12 protein-coding genes and 1 pseudogene are annotated in these 14,382 nt (G+C 70.0%); 7 read left to right on the top strand and 6 right to left on the bottom strand.

Annotated features, from left to right (window positions below; translation table 11 throughout):
- Positions 1-7: 7 nt before the first annotated feature.
- The gene (locus AB5J49_RS15745) at positions 8-1,636 is read right to left on the bottom strand and encodes an ABC transporter substrate-binding protein (protein ID WP_369169262.1); all 1,629 of its coding nucleotides are present in this window, start codon (positions 1,634-1,636) and stop codon (positions 8-10) included.
- 268 nt (positions 1,637-1,904) lie between these two features.
- On the opposite strand from AB5J49_RS15745, the gene AB5J49_RS15740 reads away from it, so the two are divergent.
- The 4 genes from AB5J49_RS15740 to AB5J49_RS15725 all read left to right on the top strand — a co-directional run bounded on the left by AB5J49_RS15740 (position 1,905) and on the right by AB5J49_RS15725 (position 6,379).
- Positions 1,905-2,636: a FadR/GntR family transcriptional regulator gene (locus AB5J49_RS15740; protein ID WP_369169261.1), complete on the top strand. Its 732-nt coding sequence runs from the start codon at positions 1,905-1,907 to the stop codon at positions 2,634-2,636.
- A 295-nt stretch (positions 2,637-2,931) separates the two neighbouring features.
- On the top strand, positions 2,932-3,342 hold the full coding sequence (locus tag AB5J49_RS15735; protein ID WP_369169260.1) for a VOC family protein: 411 nt from the start codon (positions 2,932-2,934) through the stop codon (positions 3,340-3,342).
- 79 nt (positions 3,343-3,421) lie between these two features.
- Positions 3,422-5,785: an ATP-binding cassette domain-containing protein gene (locus tag AB5J49_RS15730; protein ID WP_369169259.1), complete on the top strand. Its 2,364-nt coding sequence runs from the start codon at positions 3,422-3,424 to the stop codon at positions 5,783-5,785.
- Positions 5,786-5,965: 180 nt separating this feature from the next.
- Positions 5,966-6,379 carry a helix-turn-helix transcriptional regulator gene (locus tag AB5J49_RS15725; RefSeq protein ID WP_369175147.1) on the top strand — a complete coding sequence of 138 codons (414 nt, stop codon included), beginning with the start codon at positions 5,966-5,968 and terminating at the stop codon, positions 6,377-6,379.
- Positions 6,380-6,446: 67 nt separating this feature from the next.
- Here AB5J49_RS15725 and AB5J49_RS15720 read toward each other — a convergent pair whose 3' ends face one another.
- Together AB5J49_RS15720 and AB5J49_RS15715 are read right to left on the bottom strand one after the other, a co-directional pair.
- Positions 6,447-7,382, bottom strand: coding sequence for a hypothetical protein (locus tag AB5J49_RS15720; protein ID WP_369169258.1), 936 nt, complete (start codon positions 7,380-7,382; stop codon positions 6,447-6,449).
- On the bottom strand, positions 7,379-7,903 hold the full coding sequence (locus AB5J49_RS15715; RefSeq protein WP_369169257.1) for a SigE family RNA polymerase sigma factor: 525 nt from the start codon (positions 7,901-7,903) through the stop codon (positions 7,379-7,381). Before AB5J49_RS15715 ends, AB5J49_RS15720 begins: the two co-directional genes overlap by 4 nt.
- Before the next feature lie 90 nt (positions 7,904-7,993).
- Between AB5J49_RS15715 and AB5J49_RS15710 the strand changes: the two genes are divergently transcribed.
- Both AB5J49_RS15710 and AB5J49_RS15705 read left to right on the top strand, forming a co-directional pair.
- The gene (locus tag AB5J49_RS15710; RefSeq protein WP_369175146.1) at positions 7,994-8,443 is read left to right on the top strand and encodes a protein-tyrosine phosphatase family protein; all 450 of its coding nucleotides are present in this window, start codon (positions 7,994-7,996) and stop codon (positions 8,441-8,443) included.
- 203 nt (positions 8,444-8,646) lie between these two features.
- Positions 8,647-9,795 (top strand): annotated as a pseudogene (locus AB5J49_RS15705) (RNA-guided endonuclease InsQ/TnpB family protein).
- On the opposite strand, the gene bla reads toward AB5J49_RS15705, so the two are convergent.
- The gene (bla, locus tag AB5J49_RS15700; RefSeq protein ID WP_369169256.1) at positions 9,792-10,685 is read right to left on the bottom strand and encodes a class A beta-lactamase; all 894 of its coding nucleotides are present in this window, start codon (positions 10,683-10,685) and stop codon (positions 9,792-9,794) included. The pseudogene AB5J49_RS15705 and the gene bla overlap by 4 nt on opposite strands.
- A gap of 162 nt (positions 10,686-10,847) precedes the next feature.
- Between bla and AB5J49_RS15695 the strand changes: the two genes are divergently transcribed.
- Positions 10,848-11,996 carry an abortive phage infection protein gene (locus tag AB5J49_RS15695; protein ID WP_369169255.1) on the top strand — a complete coding sequence of 383 codons (1,149 nt, stop codon included), beginning with the start codon at positions 10,848-10,850 and terminating at the stop codon, positions 11,994-11,996.
- A 105-nt stretch (positions 11,997-12,101) separates the two neighbouring features.
- On the opposite strand, the gene AB5J49_RS15690 is transcribed toward AB5J49_RS15695, so the two are convergent.
- Together AB5J49_RS15690 and AB5J49_RS15685 are read right to left on the bottom strand one after the other, a co-directional pair.
- Positions 12,102-13,583 carry an alpha/beta hydrolase gene (locus tag AB5J49_RS15690; protein ID WP_369169254.1) on the bottom strand — a complete coding sequence of 494 codons (1,482 nt, stop codon included), beginning with the start codon at positions 13,581-13,583 and terminating at the stop codon, positions 12,102-12,104.
- 66 nt (positions 13,584-13,649) lie between these two features.
- Complete coding sequence (locus AB5J49_RS15685; RefSeq protein ID WP_369169253.1) at positions 13,650-14,231, bottom strand: N-acetyltransferase family protein; 582 nt, start codon at positions 14,229-14,231, stop codon at positions 13,650-13,652.
- Positions 14,232-14,382: the final 151 nt, after the last annotated feature.

Below are 14,382 nucleotides of genomic sequence, written 5' to 3'. Positions count from 1 at the left end.
CCGGGCGCTAGGACCACTTGGCCTGGAGGAGGTTGATACCGGGATACGGCTGGGCCCTTATGCCGGTGAGCTGCTTCGGGTTCCAGGCCGTCATCAGCTCGTTGTGGACGACCGGGTAGAGCACGGCCTGTTCGGCGACGACGTCGATGTAGTCCTGGACCATCGTCCTCTTCTTCTCGGTGTCCGACTCCTGGGTCGCCCGGTCCATGTCCTTGAACAGCGCCTTGGCGACGGAGTTGCCGGCCCACCGCGTGTACTGCATCCACAGGTTCTCGGGGCCGTAGTTGTAATGCATGATCAGGTCGGCGTGGAGGCCGAACTGGTTGGGGTTCGAGGCGGCGACGACGACCTGGAAGTCCTGCTTCTGGTCCATCTTGGTGAAGACGGCCGTCGTCTCCTGCGGGGAGAGGGTCGTCCTGACGCCGATCGCGTCCCAGGACGCCTTGATGGTCGGCAGACAGTCGACGATCCAGCTCACGTTGACGGCCAGGATCTCGATCTCCAGCCCGCTGACCCCGGCCTCCTTCAGCAGCGCCTTCGCCTTGTCGGGGTCGTGGTCGTAGACGGTCTTCGCGCGCCGGTAGCTGGGGTTGGCCTCGTTGAGGAACGACGACGACGGCTTGCCGTGCCCCTTGAGCGCGACCTCGATCATCTTCTCGGTGTCGATGGCGTAGTGCAGCGCCTGGCGGACGCGTACGTCGTCGAAGGGCTTGTGCTGGGTGTTGAACATCAGGAACAGGTTGTTCATCCCGGCCCCGCCCGCGACCGTCAGCCCGCCGCTCTCCAACTGCCCGATGTTGGCGTACGGGATGTTGTCCGCGATCTGCGCGCCCGCACTCGCGCCGGAGATCCTGGCCACGCGCGGCGCCGCGTCCACGATCGTCAGCCAGTTCATCTTCTTGAAGGCCGCCTTGCGCGGGCCGTTGTAGTCGGGATACGCCTCGAAGGTGGTGTTGGACTTCGGGTGGTGGGCGGTCTGCCGGTACGGCCCCGAGCCGATCGCCTTGCCCTTGATGGCGTCCTCCCAGGCACCCGGCTGGGAGAACACGTGCTTCGGCATGATCTTGGCGAGGGTGAGCCGCGAAATCCCGTCCGGGAAAGGGAACTTGAGCACCAGCTCGACGTTCTGCGCGTCGATCTTCCGCACTTCCTTGAGCCAACTGGCGAAGAACCCCTTGGCGAGGGTCTGCGTCTTCGGGTCGAGGATCCGGTCGAAGACGAAGACCACGTCGTCGGCCGTGACCGGCTTGCCGTCGTGGAACTTCGCGCCCGCGCGCAGGGTGAACTTCCAGGACGTGGCGTTCGGGTCCGCCGGCACCTGGGTGGCGAGCGCGGCGTACGGCTCCCGGGAGATCGGGTCGGTGTCGAGGAGCCCCTCGTAGATGTGGTTGTTGGCGGCCATGCAGAAGGCGGACGCCGTCTGCGTGGGGTCCCAGCTGCCGTCGTTGCCGTAGCCGATGACCGCCGTGAGCGTCCGGTCCCGGCCACCGCCCCCGCCGGTCTCGTTCGTGGACTCGGGCCCCGACGAACAGGCCGACAGCGACGCGGAGACGGCGGCGGCCGCGCCCAGCGCGCCGGTGTACTTCAGGAACGACCGGCGGTGCAGCGCCGGCACGTCGTGGGTCACGTCGCGCACGGTTCCTCCAGCGGTGGGTGGTGTGCTCCGGCGATGGGGGTGCGAGGAGAGCGATGGGGTGATGCGAGGAGATACGACGTCCTACGTCCTGACGGTCAGCGCGACCATAGGTGGGGCGGTGGGGGCGGTCAAGGGATCTCACACGAATGGCGCATCTGCCACAGGTCGGACCAATGGCGCTGTGAAATGGCGTGAGTTGACCCCCCGTCAGGGCCGTATCCCGCGGACATGGGATGTGGGACGTCCGGGTGCGCGTACCATGCGCCGCATGCCCGGGCAGCCCAGGAACAGTCGTACGTCCGAGGAGTCCAGGAACAGCCGGATCCAGCGCCAGGTCATGCAGCTGATCATCGACCGCAGGCTCCGGGCCGGCGCGCTCCTGCCCACCGAGGCCGAGCTCATGGACGACCTCGGCGTCAGCCGCAACTCCGTCCGCGAGGCGCTCAAGGCGCTCCAGGCCCTCGACATCGTGGAGATCAGGCACGGCTACGGGACGTATGTGGGCCAGGCCTCGCTCACTCCGCTGATCGACGGGCTGACCTTCCGCACGCTCGCCCGGCAGGATCAGGATCACGACGACTCGGGCGCGCTCGCCGAGATCCTTCAGGTGCGGGAGGTGCTGGAGGAGGGGCTGATCCGGCGGGTGGCGGCGACGGTCACCGAGGGGGAGCTGGACCGGCTGGATGCGGTGGTGTCCCGGATGGAGGTGGCGGGGCGGTCGGGGCGGGCCTTTCCCGAGCTGGACCGCGAGTTCCACGAGTTGCTGTACGCGTCTCTCGGCAACGATCTCGTGCCGCAGCTGTTGGCCGCGTTCTGGACGGTGTTCCGGCGTGTTTCCGGTGCCCGGGGGCGCCCCGACGACCCGTCTCCCGAGCTCACTGCCCGTTGGCACCGTGACATCGTGACCGCCCTGCGTGCGCGGGACGTGGAGGGGGCGCAGCGGGCGATGACCGTTCACTTCCGTGGGATCACCGCGCGGACGTCACGCGGGATCGCCTGACCCGGCGAGTCGCCCCCGCCGCCCCTACCCGTCCCATCCTGAAGGGGCGCTGCCCCTTCGACCCCGCCAGGGGGCTCCGCCCCCTGGACCCCCGCTCCTCAAACGCCGGAGGGGCTGATTTCAGCCCGTCCGGCGTTTGAGGACGAGGCCCGTTCAGGGCCGAAGCGGGGGTCTGGGGGCGCAGCCCCCAGGGATGGGACGGGTAGGGGCGGCGGGGGCGAGGAAACGGCGGTGTCGCTGAGGTCCGTCAGGAATCGAGAAGCGTGGCCAACCTGCCACGGCTAGCGTGACGGGCATGGACATCTCGATTCACGCCAGCTTTCTTCCGCACGACGACCCGGAGGCCTCCCTGGCCTTCTACCGCGACGCCCTCGGCTTCGAGGTCCGCACCGACGTCGGGCAGGGCAAGATGCGCTGGATCACGGTCGGCCCCGCCGGCCGGCCCGGTACGTCCATCCTTCTGGCGCCGCCGGCCGCCGACCCCGGGATCACCGAGGACGAGCGCCGCACGATCGCCGAGATGATGGCCAAGGGCACCTACGGCTGGATCCTGCTGGCCACCGCGAACGTCGACGACACCTTCGAGAAGGTGCAGGCGAGCGGCGCCGAGGTCGTCCAGGAGCCGACCGACCAGCCGTACGGCATCCGCGACTGCGCGTTCCGCGACCCCGCCGGCAACCTGATCCGTATCCAGGAGCGGGGCTGAGCCCACCAGCGCCCACCAGCGACCACCCCGCGCCCCCACCGGCGACGTTCCCGACCGAGCTGTAGATGGAGACCACACGATGACCGCGCCGCACGTTGCCGACAGCCACGACCTGATCCGTGTGCACGGCGCTCGCGAGAACAACCTCAAGGACGTCAGCATCGAGATCCCGAAGCGCCGGCTGACGGTGTTCACCGGCGTCTCCGGCTCGGGCAAGAGCTCGCTGGTGTTCGACACGATCGCCGCGGAGTCGCAGCGGCTGATCAACGAGACGTACAGCGCCTTCCTGCAGGGGTTCATGCCGAACCTGGCGCGGCCCGAGGTCGACGTACTGGACGGGCTGACCACGGCCATCACCGTCGACCAGCAGCGCATGGGATCCGACCCCCGCTCCACCGTCGGCACCGCCACCGACGCCAACGCGATGCTCCGCATCCTCTTCAGCCGGCTCGGCAAGCCGCACATCGGCCCGCCCGGCGCGTACTCCTTCAACGTCGCCTCGGTCTCGGCGACCGGTGGGTTCACGGTCGACCGCGGTGCCGACAAGACCAAGACCGAGAAGGTGAGCTTCAGCCGCACCGGCGGCATGTGCACGCACTGCGAGGGCCGGGGCACGGTCTCCGACATCGACCTCACCCAGCTCTTCGACGAATCGAAGTCGCTGTCCGAGGATCCGTTCACCATTCCCACGTACACCGGGGACGGGTGGGTCGTGCGGGTCATCGCCGAATCGGGCTTCTTCGACAAGGAGAAGCCGATCGGGAAGTACACCAAGAAGGAGCGGCACGACTTCCTCTACCGCGAGCCGACCAAGGTGAAGATCAACGGCGTCAACCTCACCTACGAGGGGCTGATCCCGAAGATCCAGAAGACCTTCCTCGCCAAGGACCGCGAGTCGATGCAGCCGCACATCCGGGCCTTCGTGGACCGGGCGGTCACCTTCACCGAGTGTCCCGAGTGCGACGGCACCCGGCTCAGCGAGCTGGCCCGCTCCTCGAAGATCGGCAAGGTCAACATCGCCGACGCCTGCTCGATGGAGATCCGCGACCTGGCGGAGTGGGCCCGGGGGATCGAGGAGCCTTCGGTGGCGCCGCTGCTCGCCAAGCTCCAGCACACCCTCGACTCGCTCGTGGAGATCGGCCTCGGCTACCTCGCGCTCGACCGGGCCTCGGGCACGCTCTCCGGCGGCGAGGCGCAGCGCACCAAGATGATCCGCCACCTGGGGTCGTCGCTCACCGACGTCACGTACGTCTTCGACGAGCCCACGATCGGGCTGCACCCGCACGACATCCAGCGGATGAACGACCTGCTGCTGCGCCTGCGCGACAAGGGCAACACCGTGCTGGTCGTGGAGCACAAGCCGGAGACGATCGCCATCGCCGACCACGTCGTCGACCTCGGCCCCGGCGCCGGCACAGCGGGCGGCACCGTCTGCTTCGAGGGCACCCTGGAGGGGCTGCGGGCGAGCGACACCGTCACCGGGCGTCATCTCGGTGACCGGGCCGCGCTGAAGGAGACCGTCCGCAAGGCCACCGGCACGCTCCCGATCCGCGGGGCGACCGCGAACAACCTCCAGGACGTCGACGTCGACATCCCGCTCGGCGTGCTCTGTGTCGTCACCGGCGTCGCCGGCTCCGGCAAGAGCTCGCTCGTCCACGGTTCCATACCGGCCCCGGAGGGCGTGGTCTCGGTCGACCAGACCCCGATCCGCGGCTCCAGGCGCAGCAACCCGGCGACGTACACCGGACTGCTCGACCCGATCCGCAAGGCGTTCGCCAAGGTCAACGGCGTGAAGCCGGCGCTGTTCAGCGCCAACTCCGAGGGTGCCTGCCCCACCTGCAACGGCGCCGGTGTCATCTACACCGACCTGGCGATCATGCAGAGCGTCGCCACCCCCTGCGAGGACTGCGAGGGCAAGCGGTTCGACGCCTCGGTGCTGGAGTACCACCTCGGCGGTCGCGACATCAGCGAGGTGCTCGCGATGTCGGTGACCGAGGCCGAGGAGTTCTTCCGCGCGGGCGAGGCGAGGATTCCGGCCGCGCACAAGATCGTCGAGCGGATGGCGGACGTCGGTCTCGGCTACCTCACCCTCGGCCAGCCGCTGACCACGCTGTCCGGCGGTGAGCGGCAGCGGCTGAAGCTGGCCGTGCACATGGCCGACAAGGGCGGTGTGTACGTCCTCGACGAGCCGACGACCGGTCTCCATCTCGCCGATGTCGAGCAGCTGCTCAGCCTGCTGGACCGGCTGGTCGACTCCGGCAAGTCGGTCATCGTCATCGAGCACCACCAGGCCGTCATGGCGCACGCCGACTGGATCATCGACCTCGGCCCCGGCGCCGGTCACGACGGTGGCCGGATCGTCTTCGAGGGCACCCCCGCCGACCTCGTCGCCGAGCGCTCCACCCTCACCGGTGAGCACCTCGCGGCCTACGTCGGCGGCTGACCCGCGATGTGTCTCGCCTCGGCACCGGCGATGGCTCTCCTCGCGTCCCGCTCCCGCCAGACCCGGGAGTGGACGCGGTGGGAGGCGGCCCGGGAAGATGTGGGTGTGCGATCCAGCCACTCCACGCCGGAGGAACAACGCCTGCGCACCCTCGTCGCGCTGCGCCGCGTCCGCGACCGGATGGACCGGGAGTACGCGCAGCCGCTGGACGTCGAGGCGCTCGCGCGGGGCGTGCACATGTCGGCCGGGCACCTCAGCCGCGAGTTCAAGATCGCCTACGGCGAGTCGCCGTACGGCTATCTGATGACGCGGCGTATCGAGCGGGCGATGGCGCTGCTGCGCCGGGGGGACCTCAGCGTCACCGAGGTCTGTTTCGAGGTCGGCTGTTCGTCGCTGGGCACCTTCAGCACGCGCTTCACCGAGCTGGTCGGCATGTCGCCCAGCGCGTACCGGCGCCAGGAGGCGGACGCGACGGCGGGGATGCCGTCGTGCGTGGCGAAACAGGTGGCCAGGCCGCTCAGGAACCGGGCGGCGCCGTTCAGTCTGGCGGCCGCGGTCAACGGAGCGGTGCCGGTCGGCGAGCCGCAGTCGTAGCAACGGCGAGGGCCGGGGGCGCCGTCCCCTGTGCGGCGCCCCCGGCCCAGTCGGTGCTACGTCGGTGCTACGGCAGGGTCCGCTGGTAGTACTTGTCCTCGTCGGAGTCGTAGACCAGCTTGCCGTCGGCGTCGTAGCCCTTGACGTGCGGCGCGAGGGTGACCTGCTCGTTCAGCACGCCGGACGCCACGAACCGGCCGTGGTCGAGGGCGGCCTCGCTGCTGGAGTCGCCGTAGGACACCGTCACCTTGGCCACCGACGGCTTGACGGTGCCGGTCACGGCCCATCGGAACGGAAGCTTCCAGTTGCCCCGGTCGAGGAACGACTGCTGGAAGAGCTTGCCGCTGTTGGGGTCGACGAACACCGGCCCCTCGTCCGGGATGGCGTCGGTGTCGTCACCGAAGCCGGTCACGCCCTGGGCCTCGCCGTTCTTGACGTTGCAGATCAGGTACGTCTGCTGCGGCGTCTGACGCATCGCGACGACGTACATGCCGTCGCCGGGCGTGTTGGAGTCGCCGGTGCTGCGCATGGCCAGGATGATCCCGTAGTCCTCCGGCTCGCCCGGGTCCGTGTCGTCCCCGAAGGATCCCGACCGCTGGTAGTCCAGGCACTTCTCCAGCCCGTCCACCGCCTGCTCGAAGGTGATCCCGTCGAGCAGCTGCCCCTCCGTGGCCGGCCGTGCGGGCCCACTCGGGGTCGGGGACGGCGTCGGCGACGCGGCCCGCGTGGCACTGACCGAGGGCGTCGGGGTCGTCGCCACGCCCCCGCCCGCACCCCCACCGCTCAGCGCGTACGCCCCGACCGGCATCGCCGCCAGCGTCACCAGCACCGCCCCGGCCGCCGCCACCCGGCGCCGCCGCTCGACCACGCCCCGGCGCCGGATCGCCGGATAGGGCGCCGGCGACGGGTGGATCGTGTACGCGTCCTCGGCGAGCAGCTCCCGCAACCGCTCCTCGAAGTCCGGTTCGCTCTGCGCTCCCTGTCGCCGCTCGTCGTCGTTCACCTGCTGCCTCCTTGCCCGGACGGCGTCATCCGAGCGAGCCCCGGATACGTACGCAACTTCGCCAGCCCCTTCGACGCCTGGCTCTTGACCGTGCCGATGGAGCAGCCGAGCACGTCGGCCACCTCCCCCTCGGACAGGTCCTCCCAATAGCGCATGACGACCACCGCCCGCTGTTTGGGCGGCAGTTGGGCGAGCGCGCCGAGCAGCGCGCCACGCTCGTCCACGCCCGCGTAGCCCGCCTCGCTCCCCGCGGTCTCCGGCGGCGCGGCGGTCAGCGACTCGGCGACCCGCCGCTTGCGGAACCGGTCGCTGTTGCAACTGACCAGCATGCGCCGGACATACGCTTCCGGATTGTCGGCGCGTGCCACCCGCCGCCATGAGCGGTACGCCTTCGCCAGCGCCGTCTGCGTCAGGTCCTCGGCATGGTGCGCGTCGCCCGTGAGCAGATACGCGGTCCGCACCAGGTGGGACCACCGTGCCCTGACGAATTCCTGGAACTGGGCCTCTTGTTCGGCCTGCATCAAGCACCCTCCCTCGCCCTCCAGACCACCGGTGCGGCCGATTGGGTTGCCCGGGGCGCGGGGCCGGGTTCGAATGGACGTGTGGCGAGTGTGGCGGACAGCGGCGAGCGCTGGAACGAGCGGGGACCGGGCGTACTCCGGCTGCCCTCCGGGCGACTGGTCCGGGGCCGGGGTCTGCGCCGCCCCCTCGAACCGGGTACGCCGACCCCGTCGTACGGCGTCTATCTCCTCGGCAGGCCACCCCGCGAAATCCCCTGGGAATCCCACTGGATCCGCTGGCCCGACTTCCGTCTCCCGTCCGACCGCGAGGCCGCCCGCACCGCACTCGCCGAGGCCTGGGAGAGGGCGGCCGTCGAACGGGTGGAGATCGCGTGCGGTGGCGGGCGCGGCCGTACGGGGACGGCGCTGGCGTGTCTGGCGGTGCTGGACGGCGTACCGGCCGAGGAGGCCGTGGACTTCGTGCGCCGGGGCTACGACCGGCACGCCGTGGAGACGCCGTGGCAGCGGCGGTACGTGCGGCGGTTCAGCGGAGTCTCGTGAGGAAACCCCGGGGCTTCAGCCCTGGGAGGAGTCGCGTCTGGTGAGGGCGGCGCGGAGCGTCGCAGCATCTGGGGGCGCGGAGCGCCCGTGGAGCAGTCGGCGGGGCCGGCGACACCGAACACCCGGGCGACTCGTCACTGGAAAGTGGGGCAGGTGTGCGAAAATCGTCTGTTTGTGCAGCCGTGCTCGTAGGGTCGGGTGTCATGAAGCTGGTGGTGCAGGTCAAGCTGTTGCCGACGCGCGTGCAGGCGGCGGCACTTGAGGCGACCCTGCATGCCTGCAACGAGGCGGCTTCCTGGGTGTCCGGGGTGGCGTTCGAGAAGGATGTGAAGCGGAATTTCGCGCTGCGCGAGCACACCTACGCCGAGGTCAAGCAGCGGTGGGGGCTGGGTGCTCAGGCCGCTCAGCACGTCATCAAGAAGACCTGTGACGCGTACGCCACGCTGAGGGCGAACCTGAAGGCCGGGAACCTGGGCAAGTCGTGGTCCAAACGCTACCGGCGGGCCACCGAGAAACCGATCGCCTTCCGCCCGGAGGGCGCGCAGCCAGCCCTATGACGACCGGATGCTGTCCTGGCAGATCCCGCAGCGGACCATCTCCATCTGGACCCTGTCGGGCCGGTTGAAGGGCGTGGCGTTCACCGCCTCCCCGGAGCAGCTGGCCCGGCTGGCCCTTCACCGCAAGGGCGAGTCCGACCTGATCGCCCGGGACGGCATGTGGTTCCTGCAGGCCACCTGCGAGATCCCCGAAGCCGAGCAGAATGCCGATCCGGCCGGGTTCCTGGGCATTGATCTGGGCATCGTGAACATCGCCACCACCTCGGACGGCCAGATCATGGCCGGGCGCGCCCTGAACCGGGGGCGGCGGCGCGAACGCACGCTGCGCACCAAGCTGCAACGCAAGAACACCCCGTCCGCCAAGCGCCGGTTGAAGAAACGCAGGCGTAAGGAAGCGCGGCGGGCCAGCGGGTACGGCTTCGCAAGCCCCAACGGGCCACCCACTCCAGCTGGAGCTTCGCCCAGCTCGGAGCGTTCATCGCGTACAAGGCCCGCAAGGCGGGAGTGCCCCTGGTGCACGTCGGTCCGGCGTACACCTCGCGCACCTGCGCCGAGTGCGGCCACGTGGACAAGGCGAACCGCGTCTCACAGGCGTGGTTCGCGTGCCGGTCCTGCGGATTCGTTGATCACGCAGACCGTAACGGCTCCCGCAACATCCGTGCACGTGCGGAACAGTTGTGGCGACGCGGGGCGCAGTCAACCACCCCAGACCCACCCCCCAAACCCGGGCATGGGACAGGACGCAAGCGCGGCGCCACAGCCAGTGGTGCCCGCTGTGCAAGCCCGTCGCTTTAGCGACGGGTAGTTGACGTGAGTGTTTCCGCCAGGAGAGCCGCCGTCTCGACGATCAGGGCGTGGTCCAGCGCCGCGTCCTGCGCCGGCTGTGTCGTCTGGACCGCCAGGACGAGCGGGGTGCCGTCCTCGGTCCAGGCGATCCCCACGTCGTTGTTCGCACCGTAGAAGCCGCCGCCCGTCTTGTCCGCGATCGTCCAGGTCTTGGGCAGGCCGGCGCGGAAGCGGTTGGTGCTGGTGGTGTTGTTCAGCAGCCAGTGGGTGAGGAGGTCGCGGTCGGGGCGGTTCAGGGCGTTGCCGAGGACGAGGCGGGCGTAGGTCCGGCCGATCGCGCGCGGGCTCGTGGTGTCCGTGACGCGCCACGGCTCCGCCGAGTTGAGCTCCGTCTCCCAGCGGTCGAGGCGGGTCACCGGGTCGCCGAGGGAGCGGGCGAAGCGGGTGACGGCGGTGGGGCCGCCGAGTTCGCGCAGGAGGAGGTTTCCGGCCGTGTTGTCGCTGAACCGGATGGCCACGTCGGCGAGTTCGGCGACGGTCATACCGGTGGCCAGGTGCTTCTCGGTCTCCTTGGAGTTCTCCACCAGGTCGTCCGCCGTGTAGTGGATGCGCTTGGCGAGCACCTCGCCGTCCCGGTCCAGGTCGCGCAGTACGGCCGCGGCCGCCAGGGTCTTGAAGAGGGAGCAGACCGGGAACCGTTCGTCGGCGCGGTGGCAGACGGTCTGCTTCGTGGCGAGGTTGTGGGCGAACACGCCCAGGCGGGCGCCGTGTTGTTCCTCCAGCGCGCGGAGGCGGGCGGTGACGTCGTCGTCGCCGGGGGTGGCGTGGGCGGGGGTGTTCGCGAGCAGGGCGGCCGCGGTCGCGGCGGTGCCGGCCGTCAGCAGCGTGCGTCGGGTCATCGCGGACTCGGGGGTTGAAGCGGCGCTTAAGATCTTGCTCTCCTTCGCTCGTGGGCCTTCGACGATCTCTTCAGTGATCGACGCTCTGTCGCATTCCTTGGTTGCGGCGCCGTAGACCATCGGCGGACGGTGCTGCGGCGCCGCGCTCGCCACAGTGGCCGTATGGAGAAGACCAAGGGGATCAGCAGGGCACGGTTTCTGGCGGGGGCGGCGGCCGCCGGGCTGGCGGGGGCGGTGCTGCCCGCGGGGCAGGCCGCGGCGACCGGACGGGAGCCGGAGCGCAGGGAATCGGAACGCAGGCGACTGAAGCACAGGGGCGTCGTCTACACCGTCGGGGAGGGCGAGACACCCGGGACCGCGTGGAGTGCCGCCCGGATGCGCGAGGACGTCCGGGTGATCCGCGACGAACTGCACGCCGACACCCTCGACGTCACCGGCGACGGCGTCGAGCGCCTCACCGCCACGGCCGCCGAGGCCGCCGAACGGGGGCTGCACGTCTGGCTCCAGCCGACCCTGGGGGGCATACCGGAGCGGGACATCCTGGAGAGCATCGCCGAGTGCGGCCGGTTCGCGGAGCGGCTGCGCCGGCAGGGCGCGAGCGTCGACTTCAGCGTGGGCTGCGAGTTCTGGCTGTTCGTGCCGGGGATCGTGCCGGGGGAGACGGTCCTGGACCGCGTCGACAACCTCCTCAAGGGCGCGGTCGACATGGCGAAGATGCAGCGCCGCCTGGCCCGCTTCACCGCGAAGGCGGCGGCCGTCGGGCGCTCCGTCTTCCACGGCCGGCTGAGCTACGCCGCCGCCCAGGACGAGGAGTTCGAACCGGTCGACTGGAACCTCTTCGACGTCGTCGGGATCGACTACTACTCGTACTACCGCCAACCGGCCGCCTACGTACGCGAGTTGTGCCGCTACCTGCGCTGGGGCAAGCCGCTGGCCATCACCGAGTTCGGCACGTGCACGTACGTCGGCGCCCCCGAGGGGGGCGGCATGGGCTGGAACATCGTCGACTACACGAAGGAGCCTTACGAGATCAAGGGCGACCTGGTGCGCAGTGAGCGCACACAGGCCGCCTACATGGTCGATCTGCTGGAGGTCTTCGAGTCGATGGGCCTGTACGCGGCCATGGCCTTCGAGTTCGTCACCCCGGACGCCCCCCACCGCCCCGACAACCCGCGCTACGACCTCGACCTCGCGAGCTACGCCATCACCAGGCCGATCAAGGACCGGCCCGACGACCCGGCCTCGGACTGGCACTGGGAGCCGAAGGAGGCCTTCCACGCTGTGTCACGCCGGTATGCAAAGCGCCCTTGAGGGGCGCGGGGCCGTATCGATATGCGGCTCCGCCGCGTGGGCGCGACCAGCCACGACGGCGCCGCAGTGAACTGACGGCGTATCGATGCACATCCAGCGAACCGCTCACTCGCAGTAGAGGTCCGTGCGGGGCCGCTCCCCGGTCTCCAGGAAGCGGGAGACCGCCGCGTCGCCGCACGCGTTGCCGTTCTCGAGATAGGCGTCGTGCCCGGTCGAGTTCACGGTGACCATGACGGCCCGCCTGCCGAAGGCCGCGCGCAGCTTCAGGGCGCCACTCAACGGAGTGGCCACGTCCCGTTCGTTCTGGACGAGCAGGACGTTCGACGGGCCACGGTCGGTCACCCGCACCGGCGCCTCCTTCGGCTGCCACGGCCAGGCGGCGCACACCATCGCGTTCCTCGGCATGCCCGCGGTGAGCGGATACCTGGCCCGGCTCTCGGCCACGCCCTTGTCGTACACGGCGGCCGACTTCGGCCAGGCGCCGTCGTTGCAGATGGTGCCGGCGGTGACCGCGGTGTAGTTCTGCAGCACCGGCTCCGGCGGGGCCGGCGGCGCGGGCGGCACCGTGCCCTTTTGCGCGGCCAGCATCAGCTTGGCAAGGACCGGGTAGTCGTCGGGGTCGTAGAAGCTGTCCAGCATGGTCTGGCGCAGCACATTGCCGTTCAGCTCCTCCGGGTTGGCACCGGGCCAGGGGATCGGCTCGCGGTCCAGGCGGGCGGCGAGGCGGAGGAAGAGCGGGCGAACCTCGGCCGCGGTGTCGGCGACCCGGTCGGGGTTGCCGGGCGCCGACGCCCACTTGGCGAACTCGGGGAAGTTGTCCTCGACGCCCACCTCGAACGCCTGGAGCCAGGCGCGCTCCGCCCGCACGGGGTCGGCGTGGTCGTTGCTGTCCAGCACGATGCGGTCGGTGCGGTGCGGGAACAGCTCGCTGTAGGCGGCGCCGACATACGTGCCGTACGAGACGCCCCAGGCGGACAGCTTGCGCTCGCCGAGCGCGGCCCGGATACGGTCGATGTCGCGGGCGTTGTTCTTGGTGCTGATGTGCTTGATCAGCTCACCACCGTTGCGCGCACAGGCGTCCGACACGCGCCGGGCGGTGGCCATGTTCTGGGCGACGGAACCGTCGGGGGCGGGCCAGGGGAGCAGCCTCGTGCGTGCGAGGTCGTCCTGCCCCACCTCGCAACTCACCGGCGTCGAGGGCGCGTTGCCCCGTGGTGCGAACCCGATGAGGTCGTAGGCGTCCCGCACCTCCTGCGGCAGCTTCTGCCCCTTGCCCGAAGGGTCGTCGAGGCTGTCCCCGCCGGGCCCGCCCGCGATGAGCAGCAGGGCGCCCCGGCGGTCCGACGGCTTCTCGCTGGGGATACGGGAGACGGCGATGTCGGTCTTCGGGCCGCCGGGGTCGGCGTAGTCCATCGGTACGGAGAGGGTCGCGCACTCCTGCCGTGGATCCAGGCCGCTGCCCTCGCACTTGGTCCACTTCAGCGGCGCGGGCGCACCGGTGGCGGACGCGGTGAGCGGGGTGACGAGCCCGAAGGCGACTCCGGAGGCGGCGGCGATCAGGGCGGCGTTCTTGGTGATCTGCTTCATGCACAGCAGCCTGGCGGGGAGTGACGAAACGTCATATCCCGGTAACTCCCCGATCCTTCCTGGGGATTACCCCAGCTTCGAACCCATTCCCGGCCCCATTCCCGGCCCTACCTCCGGCCCCATCCCCAATCCCAACGTCATGATCACCCGGTCCTCCCCGGGCCCCAGGTAATCCCGGTGCACCCCTCCCTCGGTCGAGAACCCCAGCGACCGGTACAGCTGGATCGCCGCCGCATTCGTCGGCTCCACGGTCAGCCGCACCTCATGGACCCGCTCCCTGCGCAGCTGCCGCAGCACCTCCAGCATCAGCCGCTTGCCCAGCCCGCGACCCCGCTGGTCGGCGCTGACGGCCAGGCTCAGGACCCAGCACACGTAGCCGTCCGACGTGTTGACGAAGAGGACGTAGCCGTGCAGGCACGCGCCGTCGTCGAGGACGAGGAAGCGGTCGCCGTGCGCGTCGAAGTGCTGGCGCAGTACGAAGTAGGGGTACGGCTCCTCCGGGAAGACCTCCCTGTCCACGCGGAGGAGTTCGGGCAGATCCGCCTCGGTGACGCCCCTCATGGTCAGCGGCCGGTCGGCGCTGTCGGCGAAGAATGCCTGGTCAGTCGTGCCGCCCGGGAAAGGGAAACGTTCCTCCGGTACAGCCATCAGCCGCCCCCTGTGTGATGGAATGGAGTCACTCGTACGGGTGAGTACCTGTTGCCTGCCGTTTCAGCTGCTCAGCCGAGGTCCGCCCATCTTGAGGAGCGTGGTCCGGCTCTTCAAGACCGCATGAAGTTAATGCCCCAACGCGCTCCCG

Source organism: Streptomyces sp. R28 (assembly GCF_041052385.1).
Taxonomy (GTDB): Bacteria; Actinomycetota; Actinomycetes; order Streptomycetales; family Streptomycetaceae; genus Streptomyces.
Note: the sequence above shows the minus strand (reverse complement) of the source record. Positions and strands in the feature narration are given on the sequence as shown.

Coding starts and splice junctions, on each gene's coding strand:
- AB5J49_RS15690 (WP_369169254.1), bottom strand. CDS start 13,583: ATGAAGCAGATCACCAAGAACGCCGCCCTGATCGCCGCCGCCTCCGGA.
- AB5J49_RS15695 (WP_369169255.1), top strand. CDS start 10,848: ATGGAGAAGACCAAGGGGATCAGCAGGGCACGGTTTCTGGCGGGGGCG.
- bla (WP_369169256.1), bottom strand. CDS start 10,685: ATGACCCGACGCACGCTGCTGACGGCCGGCACCGCCGCGACCGCGGCC.
- AB5J49_RS15725 (WP_369175147.1), top strand. CDS start 5,966: ATGGACCGGGAGTACGCGCAGCCGCTGGACGTCGAGGCGCTCGCGCGG.
- AB5J49_RS15685 (WP_369169253.1), bottom strand. CDS start 14,231: ATGGCTGTACCGGAGGAACGTTTCCCTTTCCCGGGCGGCACGACTGAC.
- AB5J49_RS15740 (WP_369169261.1), top strand. CDS start 1,905: ATGCCCGGGCAGCCCAGGAACAGTCGTACGTCCGAGGAGTCCAGGAAC.
- AB5J49_RS15715 (WP_369169257.1), bottom strand. CDS start 7,903: ATGCAGGCCGAACAAGAGGCCCAGTTCCAGGAATTCGTCAGGGCACGG.
- AB5J49_RS15730 (WP_369169259.1), top strand. CDS start 3,422: ATGACCGCGCCGCACGTTGCCGACAGCCACGACCTGATCCGTGTGCAC.
- AB5J49_RS15735 (WP_369169260.1), top strand. CDS start 2,932: ATGGACATCTCGATTCACGCCAGCTTTCTTCCGCACGACGACCCGGAG.